Raw genomic sequence first — 24,899 nt, forward strand, 5'->3', positions numbered from 1 at the left:
CCATGTGACGAACGCCCGGATCGCCCCACGGCATGGTCGGGTCACGGTAAGGTGTGCGTACGTTCACGACAACTCCACACGCCACGTCGGGAACGACAAGTCCACACGACCGCCACCACGGCACAGCCAGACGCACGGCCGCCCGCCGCAGCAAGGGGACCTCGCATGATCGCGTTCATCGTCATCGGCATCGCCGGACTCGCCCTCCTGCTCCTCTCGCTGCTCGTCGGCGAGATCGTCGACCTGGGTGACGGCGCGGTGTCCGGGACGACGCTCGGCGTGGGTGGCGTGGTCTTCGGCGCCGTCGGCGTGATCGTGGCGTCCAACGACCTGCCGACGTGGCTCGCGTACGTGGGGTCGCTCGTCGTGGCGCTGATCGTGATGGTGCTCGTCCAAGCCCTGGTGAAGCACCTGCGGGAGTCGGAGGACGGTGTGCCCACCTCCCTGGTGGGCGTGCAGGGCACCGCGACGACCGCGATCGACCCGTCCCGCGGCGAGGTCTCGCTGGACGCCGCGCACGAGCTCGAGCGCCGCCTCGCCTGGGCGGACGAGCCCATCCCGGAGGGCGCGCGCGTCGTCGTGCTCGAGCAGTCCGGGAGCCGCGTGCGCGTCCAGCGCCACTACCCCAACGACTGAGGTCCTCCGAGGACCGACCGCGACGCCCCGCGCGTCGACCCGTGGGTGCCGCGCACCCGCACGCACCACCGACGGGCCGGCCGGGCACCGCCCGGACCGTCCACCGAGCACTGCCGCACGCCCCGACCTGCACGCACCCACGGAAGGAGACGCGCCCCGGCGCGGACCATGTTCGACGACACGAACCTCATCACGACCCTGGCGATCGTCGCCCTGGTCATCGCGTTCTTCGCGGTGGTCATCTTCATCAGCAAGCGCATCCGCCGCGTCCCGCCGAACGAGGCCCTGGTCATCGTCGGCCGCGGCGCGGGCCGCAAGGAGGCCGCGGGCAGCGGGCAGAAGGTCGTCGTCGGCGGCCGCACGTTCGTCTGGCCGATCCTCCAGCAGGGCTTCTCCATCTCGCTCGAGCAGCGCCAGATCGGCATCACGGTCGAGGGCGTGGACAAGAACCGCATCAAGATCGCCATCAAGGCGTCGATCAACTTCAAGGTCCGCGGCGACGAGGAGGGCGTGCGTCGCGCGGCCCAGCGGTTCCTCTCCCAGCAGGGCACGCTGACGGAGATCATCAAGGAGTCCCTCGAGGGCTCGCTGCGCTCCATCGTGGGCGACATGACGATCGAGCAGATCATCTCCGACCGCAAGGGCCTGTCCGACCGCGTCGTCGAGTCCACCAAGGCCGACCTCTCGGAGCAGGGCCTCCAGGTCGACCTGCTCAACATCTCCGACATCTCGACGCCGGGCTCGGACTACCTCGCCAACCTCGGCCGCGCCGAGTCGGCCCGCGCCCGCCAGGTCGCCGAGGTCTCCGAGGCCGAGGCGCAGCGCGCGTCCGAGTTCGCCGTCATCGAGGCGGCCGAGCAGATCGCCGAGCGCCAGAAGGCGCTCGACCTCAAGCGCGCCGCGATCAAGGCCGACACCGACCGCGCGAACGCCGAGGCCGAGGCCGCGGGCCAGCTAGCCCGCGCCGAGCAGGACCGTCTCGTCGCGCAGCAGGAGCGCGAGGCGCTCGCCGAGCAGGCCCGCGTGACGCAGGAGCGCCTCGACATCGAGATCCGCAAGCCCGCCGAGGCCAAGGCGTACGCCGAGGTCCAGGAGGCGAACGCGCGCCGTGACGCCGCGAACGCCGCGACCGAGGCCGACGCGTACAAGCGCACCGTCATCGCCGAGGCGAACAAGACGGCCGCGATCCAGGACGCCGAGGCGTCGGCGCAGGCCGTGCGTCGCGCCGGTGAGGCCGAGCGCGACCGCCAGGTCGCTCTCGCGGCCGGTATCAAGGCCGAGGGTGAGGCCCGCGCCGCGGCGATCGAGGCCGAGGGTCGCGCCGAGGCGGCGGCGACCGACGCCAAGGCCGACGCGCTCCAGAAGTACGGCGAGGCGGCGCTCGTCCAGGAGCTCATCGAGCGCCTGCCGGAGATCGTGCGGGCCGCGGCCGAGCCCATCGGCAACATCCAGGGCATGACCGTCGTCTCGACCGACGGCGCGTCCGCGGTCACCAAGAACGTCGCGTCCGTCCTCGGCGAGGGGCAGGGCGTCATCAAGCAGCTCACCGGCGTCGACATCAACCAGCTCATCGCCAACCTCGCGGGGACGCAGCTCACGGGCCCGGGCGAGAAGGCGTCGAACGGCACCTCGCACTGACCGGCTGACCGGCCACGCCGGTGGTACGACGACGGCCCGCCGGGGATCACCCGGCGGGCCGTCGCCGTGCGGGGCGCGGTACCCGCGCGGCCCGCTCAGGTCCAGCCGAGGCGGCCGAACGCGTTCAGCGCGAGCAGGACGCCGAGGATCCCCAGCACCCAGCCGGTCATGTCGGTCGCGTTCCTCGTCAGCCACGCGTCGAGCCGGCGCAGCAGCGGGTCTACCGCGCGCGCCGCGACGAGGCGCCCGAGCAGCAGCAGGAGCCCGGGCGCGATCATCACGACGCAGTAGGCCGCGAGGATGCCGCCGGTCGCGGGCCAGCCGACGTCCGACGTCGTGAGCAGCCCGATCGCCGCGAGGTACGGCAGCATCGTCCCGACCTCGAGCGCGACGGCGCCGAGCGCGAGCCCCATGAGCGGGAGCACGGAGGGGCGGGCCTGCTCCGCACCGGCACCGGCCGCGTCCGCCTCGATGCCCAGCGCGCGCTCGCGCCAGCGGGACAGCCGCCCGGGACGCGGGGCCGACGTCGTCCCCCGCGTCACGCCTGTCGCGTCGCCCCGGCCGGCGGGCAGGGCGCCGACCGTCGCCGGCGCCGCGGCGGACGCCCGGGCGTCCCGCCGGGCCGCGCGCTTGCTGTCGAAGCGGAAGCTCAGCGCGAACAGCCCGATGCCGAGGAGGAGCTGCACGATCGCGGCGGCACGCGTGTCCAGGGCGTCGCCGAACCGGTCGAGGAACGCGCCCGCGCCGAGCAGCACGACGATCCCGACGGCCAGGTAGAACGCCGCGACCGTGCCGAGGTAGACGAGCACGCGCCCGGCGCGCAGGCGACCCGGGGCGAGCAGCAGCCAGATGGGGATCAGCAGCGTGCCGAAGCTCGTGGAGTCGATGAGGGCCAGCACGACGAGCACGCCCGCCATCGCGGCGAGCCCCAGGCCGGGCCCACCGACGGCGTCGAGGTCGAGAGGGATGTCCATGGCGTCGAGCCTCGCCTCCGGGGCGCCGTCCCGTCGTCGGGCGAACGACCGACCCCGCGCCCTCGGCGCGCCGCCCGCGGGGACGGTGACGCCGTCGTCGTACACCGTTCGACCGATCCGCGGAACGGCGCGCTGTGCTGGGATGGGTGCGTGAGGACGGAGGCGGGCGACGCGGACGACGCGCGGCGCGTCGCGCCCGGACGCAGCGGGTGGCGGGCCGCGAGCCGGTCGATCCCCCAGGTGTGGCGCATCGAGGACCGCCGGAACGACCTCTTCTCCGCCATCACGACGTTCGTCCTCGGGTGGGTCCTCCTCGAGGTGGGTCTGGTCGGGCTCGTCCGGGCGCCCTTCGTCGTCGAGCCGGCGGAGCCGTGGTGGCGGGTCGCCCTGCTCGGGGTCGGCTGCCTCCTCATCCTCGTCAAGCGCGCCCACCCCGTCCTGGCGCTCCTCGGCGGCGTCGCCGTCACCGCCGTCGACGTGCGGTGGGGCGGCAGCCTCGCGATCACGCTCGTCCTGTGGGACCTGCTCTACGCCGCCGCGCTGTGGTCGGGGCCGCGGGCACGCGCGTGGCTCTGGGGGGTTGCCGTGACCGTCGCCGTCCTGGGCTCCGTCGCGGCGGGCGAGGCCGCGCGCGACGTGCGGCAGTTCGTCTACATGGGTCTCCAGCTCGGTGCCGTGCTCCTCGTGCCGATGTGGTGGGCGACCAACGTGCGCACCAAGAGCGAGCTCGCCGAGCTCGCGGGCGAGCGCGCCGACCTCGCGGCGCGCGAGGCCGAGGCCGCGGCGCGCACGGCCGACCTGGAGCGGCAGCGCGCGAGCGACCTCGAGCGGATCGCCGAGCTCGACCGGCACGAGGCGGTGCAGGCGGAGCGCGCCGCGATGGCGCGCGACCTGCACGACGTCATCGCGTCGCACCTGTCGACCATCGCGATCCACTCCGGTGCCGCGCTCGCGCTCCCGCCCGACGCCGCGAAGGACCGGGCCGCGCTCGAGCAGGTGCGCTCCAGCGCCGTCGCGTCCCTGGACGAGATGCGGTCGATGATCCTGCTGCTCCGCACGGAGGGGCGGCGCGACGACGTCCCCGACGCCGTGGCAGCGCCCGGCCGGCTCGCGGGCCTCGACGCCCTGCTCGACGCCGCGCGCGCGACCACCACGGTCACGCTCGACGACCCCGACCGCGTCGTCGAGTCGGCACTGCCCGCCGCGGCGGACCAGGCGCTGTTCCGGATCGCGCAGGAGGCCGTGACCAACGCGCTCAAGCACGCGCCGGGCTCGCCCGTGGCGGTGCGGGTCGTCCGCGACGGGTCGGCCGTCGTGCTCGAGGTGCGCGACGACGGCGCGCCGGGCTCGGCGGCGCCGGTCGAGGCACCGCTGAGCGCGGGCACCGGGCTGCTGACCATGCGGGAGCGGGCGGACGGCCTCGGCGGGACGTTCGACGCCGGGCCGACGACGGCCGGCGGGTGGGTCGTGCGCGCGGCCGTCCCGGTCGCCGGAGGTCCGAGCGAGAAGGAGTACGCGTGACGCCACGACCGGTCCGGGTCCTGCTGGCCGACGACCACGCCGCGATCCGCGCGGGCCTGCGCCTCCTGCTCGACGCCGCCGACGATGTCGAGGTCGTCGGCGAGGCGTCGGACGGCACCGCGGCGATCACCAACGCCCGGGCGCTGCGGCCCGACGTCGTGCTCATGGACCTGCGCATGCCCGGTGTCGACGGCATCGAGGCCACGCGCGTCATCACGGGCGAAGGGCTCGCCGACGTCCTCGTCCTCACGACCTTCGACCTGGACGAGTACGTCGACGGCGCGCTCCGCGCGGGCGCCGCGGGCTTCCTCCTCAAGTCCGCGGAGCCCGCCGCGCTGCTCGACGCCGTGCGCCGCGTCGCCGACGGCGACGGCGTCCTCGCACCCGAGGTCACGCGCCGCCTCCTCGCGGCGTTCGCCCGCGGCCCGGCCCCCGACGACGCCCCGCGCCCGCGACCGTCCGCCCACCCGGGCGAGCCGGGTCCCTCGGCCGAAGGGCCGACGTCGGGCACGGCCGGTGGCCGCCCGGCGCCCGCCGCCGGGCGGAACGACCCCGCGATGGGCCCGGACCGGGACGCACGGCTCGCCGACCTCACGCCCCGCGAGGTGGACGTGCTCGCGGCGCTCGGGCGCGGCCTCTCCAACCAGGGCATCGCCACGGACCTCTACATCACCGAGGCCACGGCCAAGACCCACGTCTCGCGCGTCCTCGCCAAGCTCGGGGTCGCGACCCGCATGCAGGCCGCCATCGTCGCCCGCGACACCGGCCTCGCCTGACCGGTCGCGGCGTCAGCGCGGGAGGTGGCGGGTCGTGCGGTCGAGGTAGGCGTCGGGGTCGAAGTCGTCCATGAGCGCGCTCTGGATGATGAAGCCCTGGCACGCGGCGACGAACAGCGGCGCCTGCTCGGCGCCGAGCTCTGCCGCGCGTGCGGGGTCGAGGCCGTGGGTGCGCTCGTGCCAGGCGGCGACGTAGTCGGCGAAGACCGCGCGCAGCCGGGCGAGGACCGCCGAGGCGAACTCGAGGATGCGGGGGTCGGTCACGGCCTCGCCCCACACCTGGAGCAGGATGGCGGTGCTGCGGAGCTCGCGCACCACCCCGTGCATGAGGACGGCGACCAGGTCGGACGGCGGAGGGAGCGGGTCGCGCTCGGCGAGCCGTTCGACATCCGCGATGCGCCCGCCGACGATCCGGCCCGCGACGTCGTGCACGATCGCCATCTTGGAGTCGTAGTAGCCGTAGATCGCCCCGGCGGACAGCCCGGACTCGGCGATGATCTCCGCCATCGACGTGGCGGCGAAACCCTTGCGGCGGAACACGCGCAGGGCCGCGGCGGCGATGTCGTCGCGCCGCTGCGCTCGGTACTCGTCACTCACCCGGGGCACCCGCCCACCCTAAACCGAACGATCGTTCTTGACAGGAGGCAGCGGGCAGGTCGACCCTATAGAGAACGAACATTCGTTTTAGGAGAGGTCTCCCCATGAGCTCCGCCGCCCCGCACACGCACTGGCCGCGCGTCGTCACGACCGCCGTCGGGCTCGTCGCCGTCGTCGCGGTCGTCGTGCTCGCGTTCCTCTGGCCGTCCGTCACCGCCGACCCGAAGGACCTGCCCGTCGCGGCGGTGGGCGACCCCGCCGTCGTCGCCCAGGTGCAGGCCGGGCTCGACCAGAACGCCGAGGGCGCGATCGAGCTCGTCCCGGTGACCGACCGCGACGCGGCCGTCGACCTCGTCGAGTCGCGCGACGCGTACGGCGCGCTCGTCCTCGGCGAGCAGCCGGAGGTGCTCACGGCCTCGGCGGCGAGCCCCGCCGTCGCGCAGCTCCTCGCCGGGCTCCAGCCCGCGCTCCAGGCCCAGGTCTCCGCCGCAGCGGCCGCGCAGGGTGTGCCCGCCGAGGCGGTCCCGACCGTGGCGGTGACCGACGTCGTCCCGCTCTCGGCCGACGACGCGCGCGGATCCACGCTCGCCGCGGCGTCGTTACCGCTCGTGCTCGGCGGCATGGTCGGCGGCATCGCGATCTCGCTCGCCGTCGTCGGGGTCTGGCGACGCGTCGCCGCGCTGGGTGTCTACGCGGTGGTCGGCGGGCTCGCGATCGCGGGGATCCTGCACGGCCTCGGCGGGCTGCACGGGGCGTACCTCGCCGACTCGCTCGCGGTGGGGCTGACACTGCTCGGCATCGGGGGCACGATCGTCGGCGCCGTCGCGGTGCTCGGGCGCCCCGGCATCGCCGTGGGGCCGGTCCTGTTCCTGCTCGTGGCGAACCCGCTCTCCGCGTCCGCGATGCCGGTCGAGTTCCTCCTCAGCCCGTGGGGCGCCGTCGGGCAGTGGTTCCCGCCGGGCGCGTCCGCGACGCTCCTGCGCGACCTGTCGTACTTCCCCGCCGCCGACTCGACCTTCCCCTGGCTCGTGCTCACCGGGTGGGCCGTGCTCGGGCTGCTGCTCTCGCTCGTCGGCCACTTCCGCGACCGGGGCGCGGCGACCGTCGCCGCCCTGCGCGAGGCCGACGACGTCGCGCCCGCGGCCGACCCGGTCGGCGCCGCGCACTGACCGGTCGCCCGCCGACCGGGCGCGCGGTCGCCGCCCGCCCGGTCGGTCAGGCCGGCACGAGGTCCGGGCTCTGGACGACGCGCGCGGCGTGCCGGGCGCCCGCCGTCATCGCCTCCTCGACACCTGCCCCGCGCAGGTGGGCGTCGAGGAAGCCCGCGAAGAAGCCGTCGCCCGCGCCGTTCGTGTCGACGACCTGCGGCACCTGCTCCGCGGGCACCTCGACGAAACCACCGTCGGGCGTGAGCGCGACGGCGCCGCGCGACCCGTGCGTGCACACCACGAGCCGCGCACCTGCCTCGATCCGCGCGGCCATGAAGCCGCGCCAGTCCGCCAGCCGGTCCCCGCTGAGGAACACGTGCGTCCCCGCCTCGACCCACGGCCGGTGGAACGCGGACTCGCCGTCGTAGTCGTGCAGGTCGACCCAGACGTCGCGTCCGCGCGACACGGCGAGGTCGAGCACGGGCAGCGCGGGGAGCGCGAGGTCGACGACGACGGCCCGCGCCGCGTCGAGCGCCGCGACGGCGACGTCCCACGACGAGCCCCGGGCCGGGACCTCGCCGGGGGCGCGCAGGTAGACCGAGACGCGCCCGCCGTCGTCGTCCATGAGGTTGAGGTGGCTCTCGGTACGCCCGTCCGGCGACGGCTCGGCGAGCACGCGGACACCCGCACCCTCGAGCACGGACCGGACGCGCGCGGCCTCGTCGTCCGCGCCGAGCACGGTGCGCAGCAGCACCGACCGGCCGAGGCGCGCGAGGTTGAGCGCCTTGCCCGCCGACGTCCCGCCCACGGTGTCGCGGTGGGAGCGGGCGAACACCGTGTGGGGCGTGGGGGCAGGCAGCTCGTCGAGCTGCACGACGAGGTTCCACGACGCCGGCCCGGCGACGAGGACTTCGGCCCCAGCAGGGTCGGGCAGGGCGGTGGACGGGTGTGTCGCGTCGGTCACGTCGCGCACCCTATCCCCCGGTCAGTCGGTGACCGTGATGCCCAGGCTGTGCGCGAACGTCGCGGCGAGGCGCCCGAGCTGCGCGGAGTCGATCGTCGAGCCGCGCAGGGACTCGATCCCGCTCAGCTCGTCGATCTCCGCACCGCGCAGGTCCACGTGCGCCAGCGTCGAGGCCTGCACGTCGAGGCGGCGGACGCGCGTCCCCTCGAACGCCACGCGCAGCGCGTCCGCGGCGACGAGGTCGAGCTCGTCGACCGTGCAGTCGGTGAACATCACGTCGCGCAGCGTCGCGCCGCGCAGGTTGACGAAGCCGAGCTTGCAGCCGACGAACCGGACCCCCGCCCACGACGACTCGTAGAGCTCGGCCGACCCGAGACGCGCGCCGCGCACCTCGACCTCACGCCACCGGCCGCGCGTGCCGCGCAGCACGGGCACGTCGAGCCGGTCGAGCACCACCTCCGTGAGCGTCACCGCCCCGAGGTCCGCCTCGTCGGCGCGCACCTGGTCGAGCCGCGTCGAGAACACGCTCGCGCCGTGCAGGTCGAGCCGGTCGAGGCGGAGGTCGACCAGCTCGAACCCCTCGAGGTCGGCCTCCGCCTCGAGGTCGTAGGCGTCGCCGCGCTGGAGGTCGTCCAGCACGACGGGATCGATCACGGGCGGCTCGGTCGTCGGCTTCTTCGGAGGCACGCCCCGAGCCTAGGGCGCCCCACCGACGCGCTGCCGTGAGCGCGTCGGCTGAGCCCGCCTCAGGGCTCGGGGTGCAGGGCGTCGTAGCGCCAGAACTTCCGTTGCGACCGCACGACGAGCCACAGCACGACGACGCACGCCACTCCCCCGGCGACGGCGGCCCAGGCCTCGCCCACCCACGTCGCCTGGGCGCCGAGCACGAGCTCGCCGAGCCGCGGCCCGCCCGCGACGACGACGATGAACACGCCCTGGAGGCGCCCTCGCATGTCGTCGGGCGTCGCGGTCTGGAGGATGGTCTGCCGGAAGACCGAGCTCACGGCGTCGGACGCGCCGGCGAGCGCCAGCGCGACGCTCGCCGCGACGACGCCGCCGACGAGGACGGCCGTCGGGGTGGTCGCCCCGACCCCGACGAGCACGAGCCCGAACAGCACGATCGACACCCCGTACGCCGTGACCGCCCAGACGATCACGCGACCCTGCCAGCGCACGCGCGAGAGCCCGCCGGAGAACACCCCCGCGAGCACGGCCCCGACCGCGAACGCCGCGGTGAGGACGCCCGTCGTCGCCTCGCCCCCGCCGAGGAACACGACCCCGGCCGCGGGCAGGAGCACGCGCGGCGACGCGAGCACCATCGCCGCGAGGTCGACGAGGAAGGTCGTGCGGACGTTGGGCTGCGTCGCCAGGTACCGCAGGCCGTCGACGACGGACCGCCACCCCGCGACCCGACGTCGCCGCCCCGCCTCCGCGGGCCGCGGGGCGTCGTCGCCGGTCAGGGGCGGGATGTCGGGGAGCCGCCACACCGCCCACAGGGCCGCGGTGAAGAGGACGGCGTCGATCGTGTACGCGACCTGGTAGCCCCACAGCGCGACGAGGAACGCACCGCCCAGCGGGCCGACGGTGAGCGCGACGTTCCAGGCGATCGTCTGGAGCGCGTTCGCGGCCGGCAGGAGCCGTGGCTCGATGAGCCGCGGGATGATCGCCGAGCGCGCCGGGTTGTTGATGGCGAACGCCGCGGACTGCGCGGCGACGAGGCCGTAGAGCACGCCGACGGAGTCGAGGTGCAGCCACGCCTGGACCGCGATGAGCGCGGTGATGACCCAGAGCGCGGTCGACGCCGCGAGCGCGACCTTGCGACGGTCGTACGCGTCGACGAGCGCGCCGCCGTACAGGCCGAGCACGACGAGGGGCACGAGGGCACAGATGCCGAGCACGCCGACCGCGAGCGACGACCCCGTGAGCGCGTAGACCTGGAGGCCGACGGCGACGACCGTGAGCTGCGAGCCGAGGTTCGAGACGCCGAGGCCCCACCAGAGGCGACGGAACGGCGGGGAGGTGCGCAGCGGCGTCGTGTCGGCGAGGAGACCGTTGACGCGAGCCACGATCGCCGAGCCTACGTCAGCGCTGCCGCGCCCGTGTCCGTCGGGCGAGGCGGCTCGGAGACCCCGCGCGGGTCCCTCGGCTCGTGAGGGTCCTGTCGGGCGTCAGGCCGTCCCCGTGTCGTCCGGGGTGCTGTCCGCCGCGCCCTCGCGCGCGTCGGCCTCGCCCCAGGCGTCGGCGTGGCGGTGCGGGTGCCCGGGCGGCGGCTCGTAGCCCGGGTGCGGCCCGGGCGTGAGGTAGGTGCGCGCGAAGAACAGCGACGCGGCGAGGTCCTCGCGGCGCTCGGCCGCGGTCCGGGCTCGACGGGTCGAGATCTCGACGACGACGTCCCCCGCCCACCCTCGCCGCACGAGCTCGGCGAGGACCCGGTCGCACGGCTGGTCGCCGCGGCCGGGGACGAGGTGCTCGTCCGTGATCGACGACGACCCGTCGGCGAGGTGGACGTGCGCGAGGCGGCCGTCGAACACGTCGAGCAGCGCGAGCGCGTCCTGCTGCGCGACGGCGGCGTGCGACAGGTCGAGCGTCACGTGCTCGTAGCCGTGCTCGGACGGGTCCCAGCCCGGGAGGTAGGCCTGCATCTCGCGCTTGCGGCTGCGCCAGGGGTACATGTTCTCGACCGCGATGGTCACCCCGTCGGTCTCGTCGAGCTCGCCGACGAGGTCCTCGAACTCGCGGGCGTACCGGTACTGCCAGCGGAACGGCGGGTGCACGACGACGGTGCTCGCGCCGACCTCCTGCGCGAGCCGGACGCTGCGCCGGAGCTTGGGTCCGGGCGAGCGCCCCCACACGCGCTGGCTCACGAGGAGCGTGGGCGCGTGGATGCTGCGGATGGGGACGTCGTGCTCGGCGGCGAGCCGTCGGAGCGTCGCGGCGTCCTGGGTCGTCTCGTCGGACCACACCATGACCTCGACGCCGTCGTACCCGAGGTCGGCCGCCACCTCGAAGGCGTACGGAGCCTTGCGCGGGTAGACGCTGGCCGTCGAGAGCGTGACGTGGATGCGCTGCGCCTCCCCGGGGACCGGGGACGCCTCGGGGGACGCCGCGCGCGGCGTCGTCGCGTCGGACATGCCGGTCACCCTAGACCCGTCGGCTGTGCCCCACACCCAGCAGGCCTTCCGCTGGGGAGAACCCGCGCCCCGACCTAGCCTGAGGTCATGGCGGCGACGGCGCGCGTCATCGACATCCACGTGGTCGCGGACTCGACGGGAGACACCGGGACCCGCGTCGCGCGCGCCACGCAGGCGCAGTTCCCCGGGCAGCAGGTCCGGGTCGTGCGGCACCCGCGGCTGCACAGCGCGCGAGGCGTGGACGACGTCGTGGCCCAGCTCCGCGCCGACCCCGCCGCGGCCGTGGTGTTCTGCACCGTCGTCGACGACGCGCTGCGCACGCGCGTGCTGGAGGCGTGCGCGGCGCTCGACGTCCCGTGCGCCGACCTGCTGGCCCCCGCGCTCGACGCGTTCACCGCGCGCACGGGCGCGCAGCCGGCACGGGTCGTGCAGCCGGTCGGGCTCGCCGCGGACTACTTCGACCGCATCCACGCGATGGAGTTCGCGGTCGCGAACGACGACGGCCACCTCACCGACGGGCTCGACGAGGCGCAGGTCGTGCTCGTCGGGGCGTCGCGCACCGGCAAGACCCCGCTCTCGATGTACCTCGGCTATCTCGGCTACCCGACCGCCAACATCCCGCTCGTCCCGGGCGTCGCGCCCCCGCGCGAGCTGTTCGAGGCCGAGCGCTGGAAGGTCGTGGGCCTGACGATCGACCCCGGGCGCCTGCTCGAGATCCGGCAGCGCCGCGTGCACGCCATGGGCGTCGCGGGCCGCGGTGGCCCGGGCGGCACAGCCCTCGGCGGGTACGCCGACCTCGCGCGCATCCACGACGAGCTCGACGAGGTCGCCCGGCTGCAGCGGCGCCTCGGCTGCCCCGTGCTCGACACGACGACGCTCGCGCTCGAGGAGGCGGCGGGGCGCGTCGTCGAGCTCGTCGCCGCGCGCCGTCGTGCCCTCGCGCCCGACGACGCGGCACGGCCCCCGGGCGACGACCTCGCCCGGGCGACCCCCCAGGCCCGGCCGGCGGACCGCCGTCGGGCAGGAGACAGCGCGGCCACCGCCGCCGACCACGAGGAGCAGCCATGAGCGACCGGTACGTCTACGACCTCGCGGAGGGCCGCGCAGACATGCGGGCTCTGCTGGGCGGCAAGGGCGCGGGCGTCGCGGAGATGCGGCGCATCGGCGTGCCCGTGCCGGACGGCTTCACCGTGACGACGGCGGCGTGCGTCGCGGCCATGGCGCGCGGCGGGTCGTGGCCGGACGGCCTGTGGGACGAGGTCGTCGCGCACCTCGACGCGCTCGAGGAGCGCACGGGGCGACGCCTCGGCGCGCGCGAGCGCCCGCTGCTCGTGTCGGTGCGCTCGGGAGCCGTGTTCTCGATGCCCGGGATGATGGACACGATCCTCAACCTGGGAATCTCGGACGACTCGGTCGAGGGGCTCGCGGCCGAGTCCGGCAATGCGCGCTTCGCGTGGGACTCCTTCCGGCGGTTCGTGCAGATGTACGGCGAGGTGGTCGAGGGCGTGCCCGCCCACGCGTTCGAGGACGAGCTCGACGCGCTCAAGGCGCGCCGCGGCGTCGCGCAGGACACCGACCTGGACGCGGACGACCTGCGCGGGCTCGTCGCGACGTTCCGCGCCGTCGCGCGGCAGCACACGGGCGAGGACCTGCCGACGGACCCGCACGAGCAGCTCCGGCGGTCGGTCGACGCGGTCTTCGCGTCGTGGGGCAACCCGCGCGCGGCCGTCTACCGGAAGGCGAACGGCATCCCCGACGACCTCGGCACGGCCGTGAACGTCATGCAGATGGTGTTCGGCAACAAGGGCGCGACGTCGGCGACCGGTGTGTGCTTCACGCGCAACCCCGCCACGGGCGCCAAGGAGCTCTACGGCGAGTTCCTCGTGGACGCGCAGGGCGAGGACGTCGTCGCCGGCATCCGCACGCCCCGGCCCCTCGCGGAGATGGAGACCGTGCTGCCCGACGCGTTCCGCGAGCTGCGCGCGACCATGGACCGGCTCGAGCAGCACTACGGCGACCTGCAGGACATCGAGTTCACGGTGGACGACGGCGCGCTCTACCTCCTCCAGACCCGCACCGGGAAGCGCACCGCGCAGGCCGCCCTGCGCGTCGCACGCGAGCTCGTCGAGGAGGGCGTGATCGACCGGGACACCGCCCTGCGGCGCCTGGACCCGGCGCAGCTCGACCAGCTGCTGCACCCGGCGCTCGACCCCGGCCACGGCGCGACCCCGCTCACGCGCGGGCTCAACGCGTCGCCGGGGGCCGCCGTCGGGCGCGTGGTGCTCGACGCCGAGACCGCGGCCGAGCGGGGCAAGGCCGGCGAGGCCGTCGTGCTCGTGCGGTGGGAGACGAACCCGGACGACATCGCGGGCGTCATCGCCGCCCAGGGTGTGCTCACGGCGCACGGCGGCATGACGTCGCACGCCGCGGTCGTCGCACGCGGCATGGGCAAGCCGTGCGTCGCGGGCGCCGGCGCGCTGCGGATCGACGTCGAGGGGCGGCGCGTCCACGTCGGGGACCACGTGCTCACCGAGGACGACACGATCACGCTCGACGGCACGACCGGCGACGTCTACGCGGGCGCGCTGCCGCTCGTGCCGCCCCAGGTCACCGACGACTTCCGGACCGTGCTCGGGTGGGCGGACGACGTGCGGCGCCTCGGCGTGCGCGCGAACGCCGACACCGGCGAGGACGCGGCGAAGGCCCGCGAGCTCGGGGCCGAGGGCATCGGGCTGTGCCGCACCGAGCACATGTTCATGGCGCCCGACCGGCTGCCCGTGGTGCGCGAGATGATCCTCGCCGAGACCGACGCCGCGCGCGCCGCGGCCCTCGACCGCCTGCTGCCCATGCAGCAGGCCGACTTCGAGGAGATCTTCGCCGCGATGTCCGGGCTGCCCGTGACGATCCGGCTCCTCGACCCGCCCCTGCACGAGTTCCTGCCCGACCTCGTCGAGCAGTCCCTCGTCGTGCAGCGGCTCGAGGACGAGGTCGGGGACCCCGGCGCGCCCCTGCACGGGACGGACGCCGTCGCCGAGGGCTGGGCCGCCGCGGCGGGCGGCGGGGAGACGACGGCGCGGCTCGCCCGGGCGCGTCGCCTCCTCGCGCAGGTGCGCAGGCTGAGCGAGACGAATCCCATGCTCGGCACGCGGGGCGTGCGGCTCGCGCTGCTGCACCCGCAGATCGCCGCGATGCAGGTGCGGGCGATCGCGCGCGCCGCCCTCGCCGTCCGCGCGGCCGGGCACGACCCGCGCGTGGAGATCATGGTGCCGCTCGTCGGGTTCGCGGAGGAGCTGCGGCGCATGCGCGAGGTCGTCGACGCGACGATGGCGGAGGAGCTCGCGGGCGCGGACGCCCCGCTGCCGTACGCCGTCGGGACGATGATCGAGCTGCCCCGCGCGGCGCTCGTCGCGGACCGCGTCGCCGAGCACGCGGAGTTCTTCTCGTTCGGCACGAACGACCTCACGCAGACGACGCTCGGCATCTCGCGCGACGACGCGGAGGGGTCGTTCCTCACCGCGTACCTGGAGTCGGGGGTCGTGGGCACGAACCCGTTCGCGACGATCGACCGGGACGGGGTCGGCGAGCTCGTGCACGTCGGGCTGGAGCGCGGGCGCCGCGCCCGGCCGGGGCTGCACGCCGGGGTGTGCGGCGAGCACGGCGGCGACCCGGCGTCCGTCGCGCTGTTCGACGAGATCGGGCTCGACTACGTGTCGTGCTCGCCGTACCGCGTCCCGATCGCGCGGCTCGCGGCCGCGCGCTCGACGCTCGACCGGCGCGACGGAGCGGGGGCCGCCCGGGACGTGTGAGGCTCGCGGGCACGGAAGGACGTCAGCCCCTCCCTTTTCGGCGTGCGATCCCCTAGGATGCACTGGTCCAGACCACTTGTCTGCCGGAGGAGCACCCATGGACCGTGCCGTCGTCGTCGCGATCACCGAAGGCCTTCACGCCCGACCCGCCGCCCTGTTCGTCAAGGCCGCGGCCGCCCAGCCCGCCCCCGTGCGCATCGCCAAGCAGGGCGGCGACCCCGTGGAGGCCGCGAGCATCCTCAGCGTCATGACGCTCGGCGTGACCGCCGGGGACGAGGTCGTGCTGTCGACCGACGCCGACGGCGACGACGCGAGCGCGTCGATCGACGCGCTCGCGTCCTTCCTGGAGCAGACCGAGGTCGCCTGAGCCGGTCGGGCCCGTCTCCGCGAGCGCCTCGAGGCTCAGGAGAAACGACGCCCACCTGGTGCTGCAGCGGTGCACGAACACCCCCGGGTGCGCCGAACCCGGGGTTGCTCCCCACCGTGACGAGTCGGTGAGGAACAACCCCGGGTTCGGCAGCGAGGCCGGGCGCGGGCTAGAGGCCCAGCTCCGCGAGGATCGGGAGGTGGGCGCGCACGGCCGCGCGGGCGGCGTCGGGCGTGGGCTGCTGGAGCGCGAGGAACGCGAGCTCCTCGCACTGCTCCGACGTCGTCGCGGCCAGCACCACGGCGACGTCCGCGAGCGCACGGGGCGTCATGGACAGCGACGTCACGCCGAGCCCCACCAGCACCGGCGCGAGCACCGGGTCGGCGGCCGCCTCGCCGCAGACGCCGAGCGGGCGACCGTTGAGCGCCGCCCCCGATCCCGTGGCCCCGACGAGCGCGAGGACCGTCGGCTGCCAGGCCGTCGACAGGCGCGCCAGGTCGGAGACCTCGCGGTCCGCGGCCATCGTGTACTGCGTGAGGTCGTTCGTGCCGATGCTCGCGAACGACGCCTTGGCGAGCACCCAGCGCGCACCGAGGGCCGCGGCCGGTACCTCGATCATCACGCCCGCGATGCCGAGGCCGTGCTCCGCGCACAGCGCGACGAACGACTCCGCCTCGTCGGGCGTCGCGATCATCGGCGCCATGACCCACACGTCGGCTGACTCCGCCGCCGCGGCGCGCGCGATCGCCGTGAGCTGGCGGTCGAGCACCTCGGGGTGCCGGCGGGCGGTACGCAGCCCGCGCACGCCGAGCGCCGGGTTGGGCTCGGCCTCGGGCGTGACGAACGGGAGCGGCTTGTCCGCGCCCGCGTCGAGCGTGCGCACGACGACCTTGCGCCCGCCGAAAGCCGCGAGCACCTCGCGGTAGGCCACGACCTGCTCGTCGATCGTCGGCTCGACCGTGCGGCCCAGGAAGCACACCTCGGTGCGGAAGAGCCCCACGCCCTCCGCGCCCGCCTCCGCGGCGGCCCGCGCGTCCTCCCCGTTCGCGACGTTGGCGAGGAGCTCGACGCGACGACCGTCCGCCGTCCGGCCCTCGCCGTCGAACCGGCGGCGCTCGCCCCGGGCGCCCCGCGCGGCGACGACGGCGGCCACGTCCTCGGCGGACGGCTCGCGCTCGACCGTGCCGAGCCCGCCGTCCACGAGCACCGTCTCGCCGTCGTGCAGCGTCAGCGCGTCCTCGACCGCCACGACGGCCGGGATGCCGAGGGAGCGCGCGAGGATCGCCGTGTGCGACGTCGGCCCGCCGCCGCGCGTCACGACCGCGAGCACGCGCTCGGGGTCGAGCTGCGCGGTGTCCGCGGGCGCGAGGTCGTCCGCGACGAGCACGAACGCGAACCCCGGGTCGGGCACGCCCGGGGCAGGCAGGCCGAGCAGCGTCGCGACGATCCGGTCGCGCACGTCGCGCACGTCGCGCGCCCGCTCGGCCATGAGCCCGCCCAGGGCCTCGAGCTGCCCGACGACGACGCCCGCCGCGTCCCACACCGCACGCGCCGGGGTGGAGCGCTGCTCGCGCACCCGCCCGACGGCGTCGCGCGCCAGGGCGGGGTCCGCCGCCATCGCGGCGGTCACGCCGAGCACCTCCGCCGCGGTGCCCTCGGCCCGCGCGGCGCGGGCCGTGAGGTCCTCCTGGACGGTGGTGACCGCCGCGAGGACCTGCGTCACCGCGAGGTCCACGTCGGCGTCCGTGCTGTCCGCGGCGAGCGGGGCCGGGTCGGGCTCGGGGACCGGGTCGGGCATGCGCACGACCGTCCCCGCCCCCCGCCCGGGGCTGACCGGCACGCCGGTCAGCCCCGGGTCGGAGACCCGCGCGGGTGCGCGCGTCGCGTCGTCGGCGACGGTCACGCCGAGCTCCCGCCTCGCGCCTCGTCGGAGCGCGCGGACGCTCCGCGCCCGGCCGTGCTCGCCTCGTCCGCGGTCGCGGACCTCTCGGACGCACCGGCAGGGGCGTCCGCGTCCTGCGCCGCGCCGGTGTCGGCGATCGCACCGTCGGCGTCGTCGTCCTCGCGACCCGGCGTCCTGAGATTCCACCGCGTGATGACGAAGCGGAAGAGGAAGTAGTAGATCACCGCGTACCCGAGACCGATGAGGATGAGCAGGAGCGGCATCTCGGCGATCCGGAAGTTCAGCAGGTAGTCGATCGCGCCCGCGGAGAAGCCGAAGCCGTCACGGATGCCGATCGCGTTGACGAGCGCCAGCGACGTGCCCGTGAGCACGGCGTGGATCGCGTAGAGCGGGTAGGCGACGTAGACGAAGGCGAACTCGAGCGGCTCGGTGACGCCGGTGACGAACGCGACGAGCGCGGCCGAGCCCATGATGCCCGCGACGACCTTGCGGTTCTTCGACTTGGCGGTGTGGACGATCGCGAGCGCCGCGGCGGGCAGCGCGAACATGAAGATCGGGAAGAACCCGGTCATGAAGGTCCCGGCCGTCGGGTCGCCGTGCAGGAAGCGGGCGATGTCGCCGTTCCACACCTCGCCGTTCGCGTCGGTGTACTCGCCGAACTGGAACCACGGGAGGGAGTTGAGCAGGTGGTGCAGCCCGACCGGCAGGAGGAGGCGGTTCACCGTCCCGTAGACGAAGGCACCGAGGATCGTCGAGCCGGTGACCCAGTCGCCCACGGCGGTGAAGCCGGTGTCGAACGCCGGGTAGATGAGCGCGCCGACGACGGCGATGAGCACCGCGACACCGGCGGTGACGATGGGGACGAAGCGGCGGCCCCCGAAGAACGCGAGGTAGGGGGGCAGCTTGATGCGGTAGTACTTCTGGAAGAGCAGCGCCGCGGTCAGGCCGATGACGATCCCGCCGAGTACGCCGTAGTTGATGAGCTCCTGGTCCTCGCCCTCCGGCGCGACGCCGAGCACCGCCGGCGAGAGCGCGTCGCTCACGCCCTTGAAGACCAGGTACCCGATCACGGCGGCGAGGCCCGTCGAGCCGTCCGCCTTCTTCGCGTAGCCGACGGCGACACCGACGGCGAACAGCAGCGGGAGGTTCGCGAACAGGGCGTTACCGGCCGAGGCGAAGACGTCGGCGACGTACTGCATCCACGGCAACGTCCCCGCAGCCCCGTCCGCCCCGAGGAAGTCGGCCTGTCCGAGCCGCAGCAGCAGCGCGGCGGCGGGCAGGGACGCGATGGGCAGCATGAGGGAGCGCCCGACGCGCTGGAGCTGCGCGAAGCCGGGCACCCCCTTCTTCGTCCTCGTCGGTTCGGCGACGGTGGTCATGTGTCGTTCTCCTCCTGGGTGGGCCTGGGGCGCAGGCCGAGGTGCGTCGTGCGGCAGCGGTGGCGCGACGTCGTACAGGCGTCGTTGCCGGTCTCCGGGCACGCCGAGGACGACTGGGGTCGTTCCTGGCTCGTCGTGCCGGACATCCGGTCCAGGTTGTCTGGACCACTTGCAGGAAGAGTGGTCTAGACCTCATGATGTGTCAACCCCCGGAGGTGACCCGGGACACACGGACAGGTCCAGGACCCGCGTCGCCGCAGGTCGCACGACGGACAATGCACCCGTGGAGATCGAGGCACCGACGCAGGGTCGTCCGTCCGGCCAGGGCACGGACGCGGACGAAGGACCAGGACGACGACGAGGACGCGGCACGACGATGAGCAGGTCACGATCGCAGGCGAGCGAGCACAAGTACCTCACGGTGCGCGCCTACCTCGCCGACCTCGTGGCGAGCGAGCTCTCCGTCGGCGACGCGGTGCCCTCCGAGCGCAGCCTGACCGAGAAGTTCGGCGTCTCGCGCATGACCGTGCGCCAGGCGATCGACGCGCTCGTCACCGAGGGCGTGCTCGAGCGCGCGCAGGGTCGCGGGACGTTCGTCGCCCCGCCCCGCGCGGACTTCGAGATGCGCCTCACGACGTTCGGCGAGGAGGCGCGACGCCGCGGCATGGAGCCGGGCAGCGAGGTGCTCGAGGTCGGCACGGCGCCCGCGCCGGCGTCGGTCGCCGAGTCGCTCGGGCGCGCGACGGGCGACCCCATGCACCACGTGGTGCGCCTGCGCTCCGCCGACGGCTCCCCCATGAGCGTCGAGGAGGCGTGGATCCCCGTCGACCTCGCGCCCGACCTGCTCGACGACGGCGTCCCCGAGAGCCTCTACGGCGCCCTGCGCGAGCGCGGCCTGGCCCCCACCTGGGGCGAGGACACCATCACCGCGTCCGACGCCACGGTGCAGGAGCAGAAGCTCCTCGGGCTGCGTGCCTCGCGAGCCGTCATGCGCACGGTGCGCCGCACGTTCGCAGGCGACGCGCCGCTCATGTACTCCCGGTCGAGCTACCGCGGCGACCGGTACAGCGTGTTCGTCCCGCTGCGCGAGGCGCGACCGACGCTCGTGCCGCGCAGCGGCGCGACCGACCCGACGAGCACCCCCGGCACGACGACCACCGACCACCTCGACCCCGTGCCAGTGCCGGCCCGGGCGACCGAAGGGAACGACCGATGACACAGTCCGACGCAGAGCGCGCCGCGACGATCCTCGCCGGCCTCGGCGGGGTGGCCAACATCGACGAGATCGACCCGTGCACCACGCGGCTCAGATCGCTCGTCAAGGACCCCGCGCTCGTCGACGCCGCGCTCCTGCGGCGCGCCGGGGCGTTCGGCGTCATGGTCAACGGCCGGGTCGTCCAGGTCGTCGTCGGCCCGCAGGTCGACACGATCGCGTCCGACCTCGCCGACCTCATGTGAGGACCGGCACCACCGCAGCACCACCGCCGTCGCACCACCCCGGCGACGGCGCCCCGACCCCGCGCGCCCCGCGCACCCCGACCGGCACGGCTGCCGGCCGGGACACCTGACCCGGCCCCAGCCGGAACACGACCACGAGGAGCACCCGTGAGCAAGGCAGAGCAGATTCTCCGAGGCCTCGGCGGCGACGCGAACGTCCTCGACCTGGAGGCGTGCATCACGCGCCTGCGCGTCGAGGTCGAGGACCCGGCGCTCGTCGACGACGCCACGCTGACCGCCGCCGGGGCGATCGCCGTCGTGCGCTCGGGCGCGGCGATCCAGGTCATCGTCGGGCCCGACGCCGACAACATCGCCTCCGACATCGAGGACCTGCGCTGATGGCGGCGCCGCTCACGGTGCTCGTCCCCGTCACGGGCACGGTCGTGGACGTCGGCGACGTCGACGACCCCGTCTTCTCCGCCGGGCTCGTCGGCCCGGGGCTCGCCGTCGAGCCCGACGACGCGCAGGGCGGCGAGGCCGTCGCGCCCATCACGGGCACGGTCGTCAAGCTGCACCCGCACGCGTTCGTCGTCCAGCACGACGACGGCCGTGCGGTCCTCGTCCACCTCGGCATCAACACCGTCCAGCTCGGCGGCGAGGGCTTCACCACGCACGTCGCGCAGGGCGACCACGTCGAGCGCGGCACCGTCCTCGTCTCGTGGGACCCGAAGGCCGTCCGTGCCGGCGGCCGGTCCGCCGTGTGCCCGGTCGTCGCGCTCGAGGCCGCCCCGGACGACGTGACCTCCCTCGCGGAGGTGGGCGCCTGGGCCGCCCGCGGCGAGGAGCTCCTCACCTGGGGCTGACCATCCTTCCGCGGGATCGGAGACCGCGACCGACCTATTGTGCGGACCCCTTCCATATGCAAGGCTTCCTCCGGCACCACGCCCACAGGGGGCGAGCCTGGTGCCACGATGCCCCGGGCATCACCACCCAATGGAGGGGGAACGATGAAGTTCAAGAGGCTCGTCGCCGTCGTCGCCACCGCTGCGGCGCTGGCCGTCGCTGCGCCCACCGTCGCGAACGCGGCCGAGACCCGGACGTACACCAACACGTTCGGGAGCTGCAGGGTCCTCGTGGTGTCCTACGCCAACGGCGGAGGGGCGAAGGCCACCGCCTCCTACCGGCTCCTGGCCGGCCAGTCCAAGGTCTTCAGCACCGCGGGCCACATCCTCGGCCACTCCTGGACCGTCTGCTGACGACACCCGCACCCAGGGCCAGGCTTCCTCGAAGCCTGGCCCTGGGCATGTCCGGCACCAGCCCGGGCTGGGCCCCGCGACGCCGGCCTACCCCCTCAGAGGCAGCGTGAGGGTCGGGACGTCGCCCGGCTCACCGCGGTCGACGACACGGACCGGCACGCCCCAGTCCTGCTGCGCGAGATGGCACGCGGGGAACACGTCCGGGTCGGGCTCGCCGTCCGGGCCGAGCGGGACGACGTCGCACGACGCCGCCCGCGCGGTCACGTGCAGCACGCCCTCGCGGACCTCCGGGTTGATGACGAGGTCGCGCCCGAGCTCGACGCCCGTCCCGTCCCCGGACAGCAGCAGCTCGGGCGGCGTCGCGCTCACGCTCAGCTCCGTCGACGGGCCGAACCGGTCGTCGAGCTTCTGCCCCGGCGCCGGGACGAACGGGACGTCGAGCCACAGCGGCCCGGCCCCGATGTCGGTCACGGGGCGCTGCGTGCGGTGCGCGCCGCCGTCGAGCACCTCGCCCGCGAGCGACGCCGGGAGCGCGACGCGCGTCAGGCGGTGCGCCGCGGACTCCACGACGAGCAGGTGGACCTGCGGCTCGCCGTCCGGCCCCTCGCCCACCTGCACGACGACGCCGCTCGGCTCCACGAGGCCCGTCGCCAGGGTCGTGACCTCGCCGGCGAGACGAGTCCCGGAGGTGTCGTCCCCGACGCTCCCGGCCTCCCCGGCCGCGGGCGCGAACCGGCGCAGCGCGCCGTCGTAGGTGTCGGCGACGACGACGCTCCCGTCCGGCAGCGTCGCGACCCCGAGCGGGTGCTGCATCAGCGCCTGCTCGGCCGGGCCGTCCCGGTGGCCGAAGTCGAACAGGCCCTGCCCGACGGCGGTCCGCACCTCGACGCCCTCGGGCACCACGGCGACGCCACCGCCCAGCCCGGACACGCGGCGCAGCGCCGAGGTCTCGGCGTCGGCGACCCAGACGGCGCCGTCGGATGCGACGGCCAGCCCGGACGGCTGCGCGAACCAGGCTGATCCTCCCGACCCGTCCTCCAGACCCTCGTTCATCGTCCCGGCCAGCAGCCCGAGCTTCCACCCGTCGAAGGCCCACAACGTGTGGTGGCCCGCCATCGCCACGACGAAGCCGGCCAGCTCGTCCGACCAGGCGACGTCCCACGGCGAGGAGAGCCGCACGTCGCGCGGGGCGTAGGTGGAGCCCGGATCGAACGGTCCGAGCCGGGGCGTGCCCTCGTCGTCACGGACGACGACGTTCTCGACCCCGCCCACCATGAACTGGTCGCCGGTGCCCGCGGCCGTCGTCACGTGCCCGTCGGCGAGCCGCACCCCGCGGAGCGCATGGTTCGCGGTGTCCGCCACGAGGACGTCGAACCCGTACGTCGCACGCTCCCGCTCGGGGACGAGGCACAGCCCGTTCGGCTCGGCGAACCGCGCGTCGTCGGGGCCGCCGTCGGCGAGCCCGCGCTCGCCGGACCCGATGCGCCGGACGAGGGTCTCGCCGTCGGGCAGGAGCTCGGCGAGCGCGTGGTGCCCCGCGTCCGCGACGAGGAGGTTGCCGCCGGGCAGCTCGATCGCCTTCGCGGGGAAGCGCAGCGTGCCGGACGACGGCGCAGGCGCCACGTACGGGCCGTCGCCCCGGTGCAGCGTGCCCTTCGCGTCGTGCTCCGCGACGAGCTCCTCGACGAGGGCGGCGATCGCGGACGCGTGCCCCTCCCCCGCCATCTGCGCGACGACGTAGCCCTCGGGGTCGACGACCACGAGCGTCGGCCAGGCGCGCGCCGCGTACGCGGACCACGTGACGAGCTCGGGGTCGTCGAGCACGGGATGGTGGACCTCGTACCGCTCGACCGCGGCCGCGAGCGCCGCCGGGTCCGCCTCGTGCTCGAACTTCGGCGAGTGCACGCCGACGACGACCAGCACGTCGCGGTGCCGCTCCTCGAGCTCGCGCAGCTCGTCGAGGACGTGCAGGCAGTTGACGCAGCAGAAGGTCCAGAAGTCGACCAGCACGATCTTGCCGCGCAGGTCGGCGAGGGTCAGGTCGCGGCCGCCGGTGTTGAGCCAGCCGCGCCCGACGAGCTCGGACGCGCGGACACGGGGAAGTCGCTCGGTGGTCACGCGACCATTCTCGCGCCCGAGCACGCCCGAGGCAGACACCCCGGAGCCACCACCTCAGGGCCGGCGCAGCTCGGAGCGCAGCGCGTGGAGCTCACGCGTCGCACCGAGACCGACCGCCGCGACGAGGTCGCCCCCGACGCGGAGCTCGGTGAGCAGCCCGCCGCCGTCGAGCGTGCGGTGCTCCGGGGTCGCGCCGGGCACGGCGACGCCGAACCCGGCGACCTGGGTGCCGTGCAGCACGAGAGTGAACCCGGCGTCGGGCACGTACGGGCCGGGGTCCGGGCCGCCGACGAGACGGCGCAGGACGGCGCGCGCCGCGTGGGTGCCTTGCGCGGCGGCGGCGTCCCAGTGGTCGGTCCGGAACCGTCGTCCGCGCCGGCCCCGGTGGACGGCGACCGCCCCGGCGGCGAGCAGGCCGGGCGCGCCGGGAACAGCGAGGCGGTCGTCGACGTCGACGCCGCCGCCGGTGCCGGGCGCGGCGGGCGCGGTGCCGTGCGCGACGACGGCGAGGTCGGACTCCAGGGTCGCCCCGCCCGCGAGGCGCACGGTGACGCCGCCCGGATGCTCCGTCACCGCCTCCACCCGGCGGCCGAGGTGGGCGTCGAGGTGCTCCTCGTGGAGCAGGGCGACGGCGCGCGCGACCGCGGCCCCGAGCGCCCCGGCGAGGGGGAGCCGGGAACGGGCGACGAGGTGGACGGTCGCGCCGGCCTCGGCGAGCCAGGCGGCGGTCTCGGATCCGACGAATCCGGCGCCGAGCACGGTGACCGTGCGCCGCGCGGGATCGGGGCCGAGCAGGGCACGCAACCGCACGGCGTCCCGCGCGGTGTGCAGGTGCACCACGCGGGGCTCCCCGGCGTCGGCGCCCGCGAGCGCCGGCATGCGGTCCACGGCCGGGCCGGGTCGAGGGACCGCGCCGGTCGCGAGGACCACGGCGGCGGCGGTGAGCTCGCGCCCGTCCGCGAGGACGACGGCCCGCCGCGCGGGGTCCAGCCCGGTCGCGCGCGCCCGCACGAGCTCGACGTCGGGCGGCACGGGCAGGGCGGCCTGCTCCGCGGTGAGCAGGCCCTGGAGGATCGCCTTGTCGACGAGGGTGCGCAGGTAGGGCGCCTCCTCCTCGCCGTGCACGAGAACGACGCGACCGTCGAACCCCTCGCCGCGCAGCGTCGTCACGGCGGCGTGGCCGGCGGCTCCGCCACCGACCACCACCACGTCCGCCGGCCTGTCCACGTCGCGCATCTCTCCTCCTTG

Annotated in this window: 23 protein-coding genes; 13 read left to right on the forward strand and 10 right to left on the reverse strand. The window is 75.1% G+C overall.

Annotated features, from left to right (window positions below):
* Window positions 1–165 precede the first annotated feature (165 nt).
* Both ABWU78_RS12025 and ABWU78_RS12030 read left to right on the forward strand, forming a co-directional pair.
* Window positions 166–636, forward strand: a complete 471-nt coding sequence (locus ABWU78_RS12025) for an NfeD family protein (protein ID WP_253052228.1) — start codon at window positions 166–168, stop codon at window positions 634–636.
* Window positions 637–804: 168 nt separating this feature from the next.
* Entirely contained in the window at window positions 805–2,274 is a 1,470-nt protein-coding gene (locus ABWU78_RS12030; RefSeq protein ID WP_253052226.1) for a flotillin family protein, read from the forward strand.
* Between the two features lie 95 nt (window positions 2,275–2,369).
* On the opposite strand, the gene ABWU78_RS12035 is transcribed toward ABWU78_RS12030, so the two are convergent.
* Window positions 2,370–3,248 (reverse strand): GAP family protein, encoded by an 879-nt coding sequence (locus tag ABWU78_RS12035; RefSeq protein ID WP_439158519.1) that lies wholly within the window; start codon window positions 3,246–3,248, stop codon window positions 2,370–2,372.
* A gap of 150 nt (window positions 3,249–3,398) precedes the next feature.
* On the opposite strand from ABWU78_RS12035, the gene ABWU78_RS12040 reads away from it, so the two are divergent.
* On the forward strand, window positions 3,399–4,769 hold the full coding sequence (locus tag ABWU78_RS12040) for a sensor histidine kinase (RefSeq protein ID WP_439158520.1): 1,371 nt from the start codon (window positions 3,399–3,401) through the stop codon (window positions 4,767–4,769).
* A complete protein-coding gene (locus ABWU78_RS12045) occupies window positions 4,766–5,545 on the forward strand; it encodes a response regulator (RefSeq protein WP_439158521.1) in 780 nt (259 codons plus the stop codon). The genes ABWU78_RS12040 and ABWU78_RS12045 overlap by 4 nt, the downstream gene beginning before the upstream one ends.
* Window positions 5,546–5,557: 12 nt before the next feature.
* Here the strand turns inward: ABWU78_RS12045 and ABWU78_RS12050 are convergent, their stop codons facing one another.
* Window positions 5,558–6,142 carry a TetR/AcrR family transcriptional regulator gene (locus ABWU78_RS12050; protein ID WP_439158522.1) on the reverse strand — a complete coding sequence of 195 codons (585 nt, stop codon included), beginning with the start codon at window positions 6,140–6,142 and terminating at the stop codon, window positions 5,558–5,560.
* A gap of 104 nt (window positions 6,143–6,246) precedes the next feature.
* On the opposite strand from ABWU78_RS12050, the gene ABWU78_RS12055 reads away from it, so the two are divergent.
* Entirely contained in the window at window positions 6,247–7,311 is a 1,065-nt protein-coding gene (locus ABWU78_RS12055) for an ABC transporter permease (RefSeq protein ID WP_439158523.1), read from the forward strand.
* Window positions 7,312–7,357: 46 nt separating this feature from the next.
* On the opposite strand, the gene ABWU78_RS12060 is transcribed toward ABWU78_RS12055, so the two are convergent.
* The 4 genes from ABWU78_RS12060 to ABWU78_RS12075 all read right to left on the reverse strand — a co-directional run bounded on the left by ABWU78_RS12060 (window position 7,358) and on the right by ABWU78_RS12075 (window position 11,385).
* Window positions 7,358–8,254, reverse strand: a complete 897-nt coding sequence (locus ABWU78_RS12060; RefSeq protein WP_439158524.1) for a carbohydrate kinase family protein — start codon at window positions 8,252–8,254, stop codon at window positions 7,358–7,360.
* Window positions 8,255–8,275: 21 nt separating this feature from the next.
* Window positions 8,276–8,941 carry a pentapeptide repeat-containing protein gene (locus ABWU78_RS12065; protein WP_439158525.1) on the reverse strand — a complete coding sequence of 222 codons (666 nt, stop codon included), beginning with the start codon at window positions 8,939–8,941 and terminating at the stop codon, window positions 8,276–8,278.
* A gap of 59 nt (window positions 8,942–9,000) precedes the next feature.
* Entirely contained in the window at window positions 9,001–10,320 is a 1,320-nt protein-coding gene (locus tag ABWU78_RS12070) for an MFS transporter (RefSeq protein ID WP_439158526.1), read from the reverse strand.
* Between the two features lie 102 nt (window positions 10,321–10,422).
* Window positions 10,423–11,385 carry a sugar phosphate isomerase/epimerase family protein gene (locus ABWU78_RS12075; protein ID WP_253052208.1) on the reverse strand — a complete coding sequence of 321 codons (963 nt, stop codon included), beginning with the start codon at window positions 11,383–11,385 and terminating at the stop codon, window positions 10,423–10,425.
* A gap of 87 nt (window positions 11,386–11,472) precedes the next feature.
* Here ABWU78_RS12075 and ABWU78_RS12080 point away from each other — a divergent pair, with 87 nt between their 5' ends.
* From ABWU78_RS12080 to ABWU78_RS12090, 3 genes are all read left to right on the forward strand, one after another.
* A complete protein-coding gene (locus ABWU78_RS12080; protein ID WP_439158527.1) occupies window positions 11,473–12,453 on the forward strand; it encodes a pyruvate, water dikinase regulatory protein in 981 nt (326 codons plus the stop codon).
* Window positions 12,450–15,191, forward strand: a complete 2,742-nt coding sequence (ppdK, locus tag ABWU78_RS12085; protein ID WP_439158528.1) for a pyruvate, phosphate dikinase — start codon at window positions 12,450–12,452, stop codon at window positions 15,189–15,191. Before ABWU78_RS12080 ends, ppdK begins: the two co-directional genes overlap by 4 nt.
* Before the next feature lie 97 nt (window positions 15,192–15,288).
* On the forward strand, window positions 15,289–15,558 hold the full coding sequence (locus tag ABWU78_RS12090; protein ID WP_253052202.1) for an HPr family phosphocarrier protein: 270 nt from the start codon (window positions 15,289–15,291) through the stop codon (window positions 15,556–15,558).
* A 169-nt stretch (window positions 15,559–15,727) separates the two neighbouring features.
* On the opposite strand, the gene ptsP is transcribed toward ABWU78_RS12090, so the two are convergent.
* Window positions 15,728–17,461, reverse strand: coding sequence for a phosphoenolpyruvate--protein phosphotransferase (gene ptsP / locus ABWU78_RS12095; RefSeq protein ID WP_439158529.1), 1,734 nt, complete (start codon window positions 17,459–17,461; stop codon window positions 15,728–15,730).
* Complete coding sequence (locus ABWU78_RS12100; RefSeq protein WP_253052200.1) at window positions 17,458–18,840, reverse strand: PTS transporter subunit EIIC; 1,383 nt, start codon at window positions 18,838–18,840, stop codon at window positions 17,458–17,460. The genes ptsP and ABWU78_RS12100 overlap by 4 nt, the downstream gene beginning before the upstream one ends.
* Window positions 18,841–19,216: 376 nt before the next feature.
* Here ABWU78_RS12100 and ABWU78_RS12105 point away from each other — a divergent pair, with 376 nt between their 5' ends.
* The 5 genes from ABWU78_RS12105 to ABWU78_RS12125 all read left to right on the forward strand — a co-directional run bounded on the left by ABWU78_RS12105 (window position 19,217) and on the right by ABWU78_RS12125 (window position 21,533).
* Window positions 19,217–20,056, forward strand: coding sequence for a GntR family transcriptional regulator (locus ABWU78_RS12105; RefSeq protein WP_439158530.1), 840 nt, complete (start codon window positions 19,217–19,219; stop codon window positions 20,054–20,056).
* The gene (locus ABWU78_RS12110; protein ID WP_024839826.1) at window positions 20,053–20,298 is read left to right on the forward strand and encodes a PTS transporter subunit EIIB; all 246 of its coding nucleotides are present in this window, start codon (window positions 20,053–20,055) and stop codon (window positions 20,296–20,298) included. Before ABWU78_RS12105 ends, ABWU78_RS12110 begins: the two co-directional genes overlap by 4 nt.
* A 147-nt stretch (window positions 20,299–20,445) precedes the next feature.
* The gene (locus ABWU78_RS12115) at window positions 20,446–20,676 is read left to right on the forward strand and encodes a PTS transporter subunit EIIB (RefSeq protein WP_087470800.1); all 231 of its coding nucleotides are present in this window, start codon (window positions 20,446–20,448) and stop codon (window positions 20,674–20,676) included.
* Window positions 20,676–21,140 (forward strand): PTS sugar transporter subunit IIA, encoded by a 465-nt coding sequence (locus tag ABWU78_RS12120; protein WP_253052196.1) that lies wholly within the window; start codon window positions 20,676–20,678, stop codon window positions 21,138–21,140. Before ABWU78_RS12115 ends, ABWU78_RS12120 begins: the two co-directional genes overlap by 1 nt.
* A 144-nt stretch (window positions 21,141–21,284) precedes the next feature.
* Entirely contained in the window at window positions 21,285–21,533 is a 249-nt protein-coding gene (locus ABWU78_RS12125; RefSeq protein ID WP_087470798.1) for a hypothetical protein, read from the forward strand.
* A gap of 87 nt (window positions 21,534–21,620) precedes the next feature.
* Here ABWU78_RS12125 and ABWU78_RS12130 read toward each other — a convergent pair whose 3' ends face one another.
* Both ABWU78_RS12130 and ABWU78_RS12135 read right to left on the reverse strand, forming a co-directional pair.
* On the reverse strand, window positions 21,621–23,651 hold the full coding sequence (locus ABWU78_RS12130; RefSeq protein WP_439158531.1) for an NHL domain-containing thioredoxin family protein: 2,031 nt from the start codon (window positions 23,649–23,651) through the stop codon (window positions 21,621–21,623).
* A 54-nt stretch (window positions 23,652–23,705) separates the two neighbouring features.
* Window positions 23,706–24,887, reverse strand: coding sequence for an FAD-dependent oxidoreductase (locus tag ABWU78_RS12135; RefSeq protein WP_439158532.1), 1,182 nt, complete (start codon window positions 24,885–24,887; stop codon window positions 23,706–23,708).
* Window positions 24,888–24,899: the final 12 nt, after the last annotated feature.

The sequence above is a fragment of the Cellulosimicrobium sp. CpK407 genome (genome assembly GCF_051844275.1).
Taxonomy (GTDB): domain Bacteria; phylum Actinomycetota; class Actinomycetes; order Actinomycetales; family Cellulomonadaceae; genus Cellulosimicrobium; species Cellulosimicrobium cellulans_G.

What these genes read in the sequence shown, in the direction of transcription:
- ABWU78_RS12105 (WP_439158530.1), top strand. Translation starts at nt 19,217, where the DNA reads ATGAGCAGGTCACGATCGCAGGCGAGCGAGCACAAGTACCTCACGGTG.
- ABWU78_RS12035 (WP_439158519.1), bottom strand. Translation starts at nt 3,248, where the DNA reads ATGGACATCCCTCTCGACCTCGACGCCGTCGGTGGGCCCGGCCTGGGG.
- ABWU78_RS12135 (WP_439158532.1), bottom strand. Translation starts at nt 24,887, where the DNA reads ATGCGCGACGTGGACAGGCCGGCGGACGTGGTGGTGGTCGGTGGCGGA.
- ABWU78_RS12110 (WP_024839826.1), top strand. Translation starts at nt 20,053, where the DNA reads ATGACACAGTCCGACGCAGAGCGCGCCGCGACGATCCTCGCCGGCCTC.
- ABWU78_RS12025 (WP_253052228.1), top strand. Translation starts at nt 166, where the DNA reads ATGATCGCGTTCATCGTCATCGGCATCGCCGGACTCGCCCTCCTGCTC.
- ABWU78_RS12120 (WP_253052196.1), top strand. Translation starts at nt 20,676, where the DNA reads ATGGCGGCGCCGCTCACGGTGCTCGTCCCCGTCACGGGCACGGTCGTG.
- ABWU78_RS12030 (WP_253052226.1), top strand. Translation starts at nt 805, where the DNA reads ATGTTCGACGACACGAACCTCATCACGACCCTGGCGATCGTCGCCCTG.
- ABWU78_RS12100 (WP_253052200.1), bottom strand. Translation starts at nt 18,840, where the DNA reads ATGACCACCGTCGCCGAACCGACGAGGACGAAGAAGGGGGTGCCCGGC.
- ppdK (WP_439158528.1), top strand. Translation starts at nt 12,450, where the DNA reads ATGAGCGACCGGTACGTCTACGACCTCGCGGAGGGCCGCGCAGACATG.
- ABWU78_RS12125 (WP_087470798.1), top strand. Translation starts at nt 21,285, where the DNA reads ATGAAGTTCAAGAGGCTCGTCGCCGTCGTCGCCACCGCTGCGGCGCTG.
- ABWU78_RS12090 (WP_253052202.1), top strand. Translation starts at nt 15,289, where the DNA reads ATGGACCGTGCCGTCGTCGTCGCGATCACCGAAGGCCTTCACGCCCGA.
- ABWU78_RS12075 (WP_253052208.1), bottom strand. Translation starts at nt 11,385, where the DNA reads ATGTCCGACGCGACGACGCCGCGCGCGGCGTCCCCCGAGGCGTCCCCG.
- ABWU78_RS12055 (WP_439158523.1), top strand. Translation starts at nt 6,247, where the DNA reads ATGAGCTCCGCCGCCCCGCACACGCACTGGCCGCGCGTCGTCACGACC.
- ABWU78_RS12080 (WP_439158527.1), top strand. Translation starts at nt 11,473, where the DNA reads ATGGCGGCGACGGCGCGCGTCATCGACATCCACGTGGTCGCGGACTCG.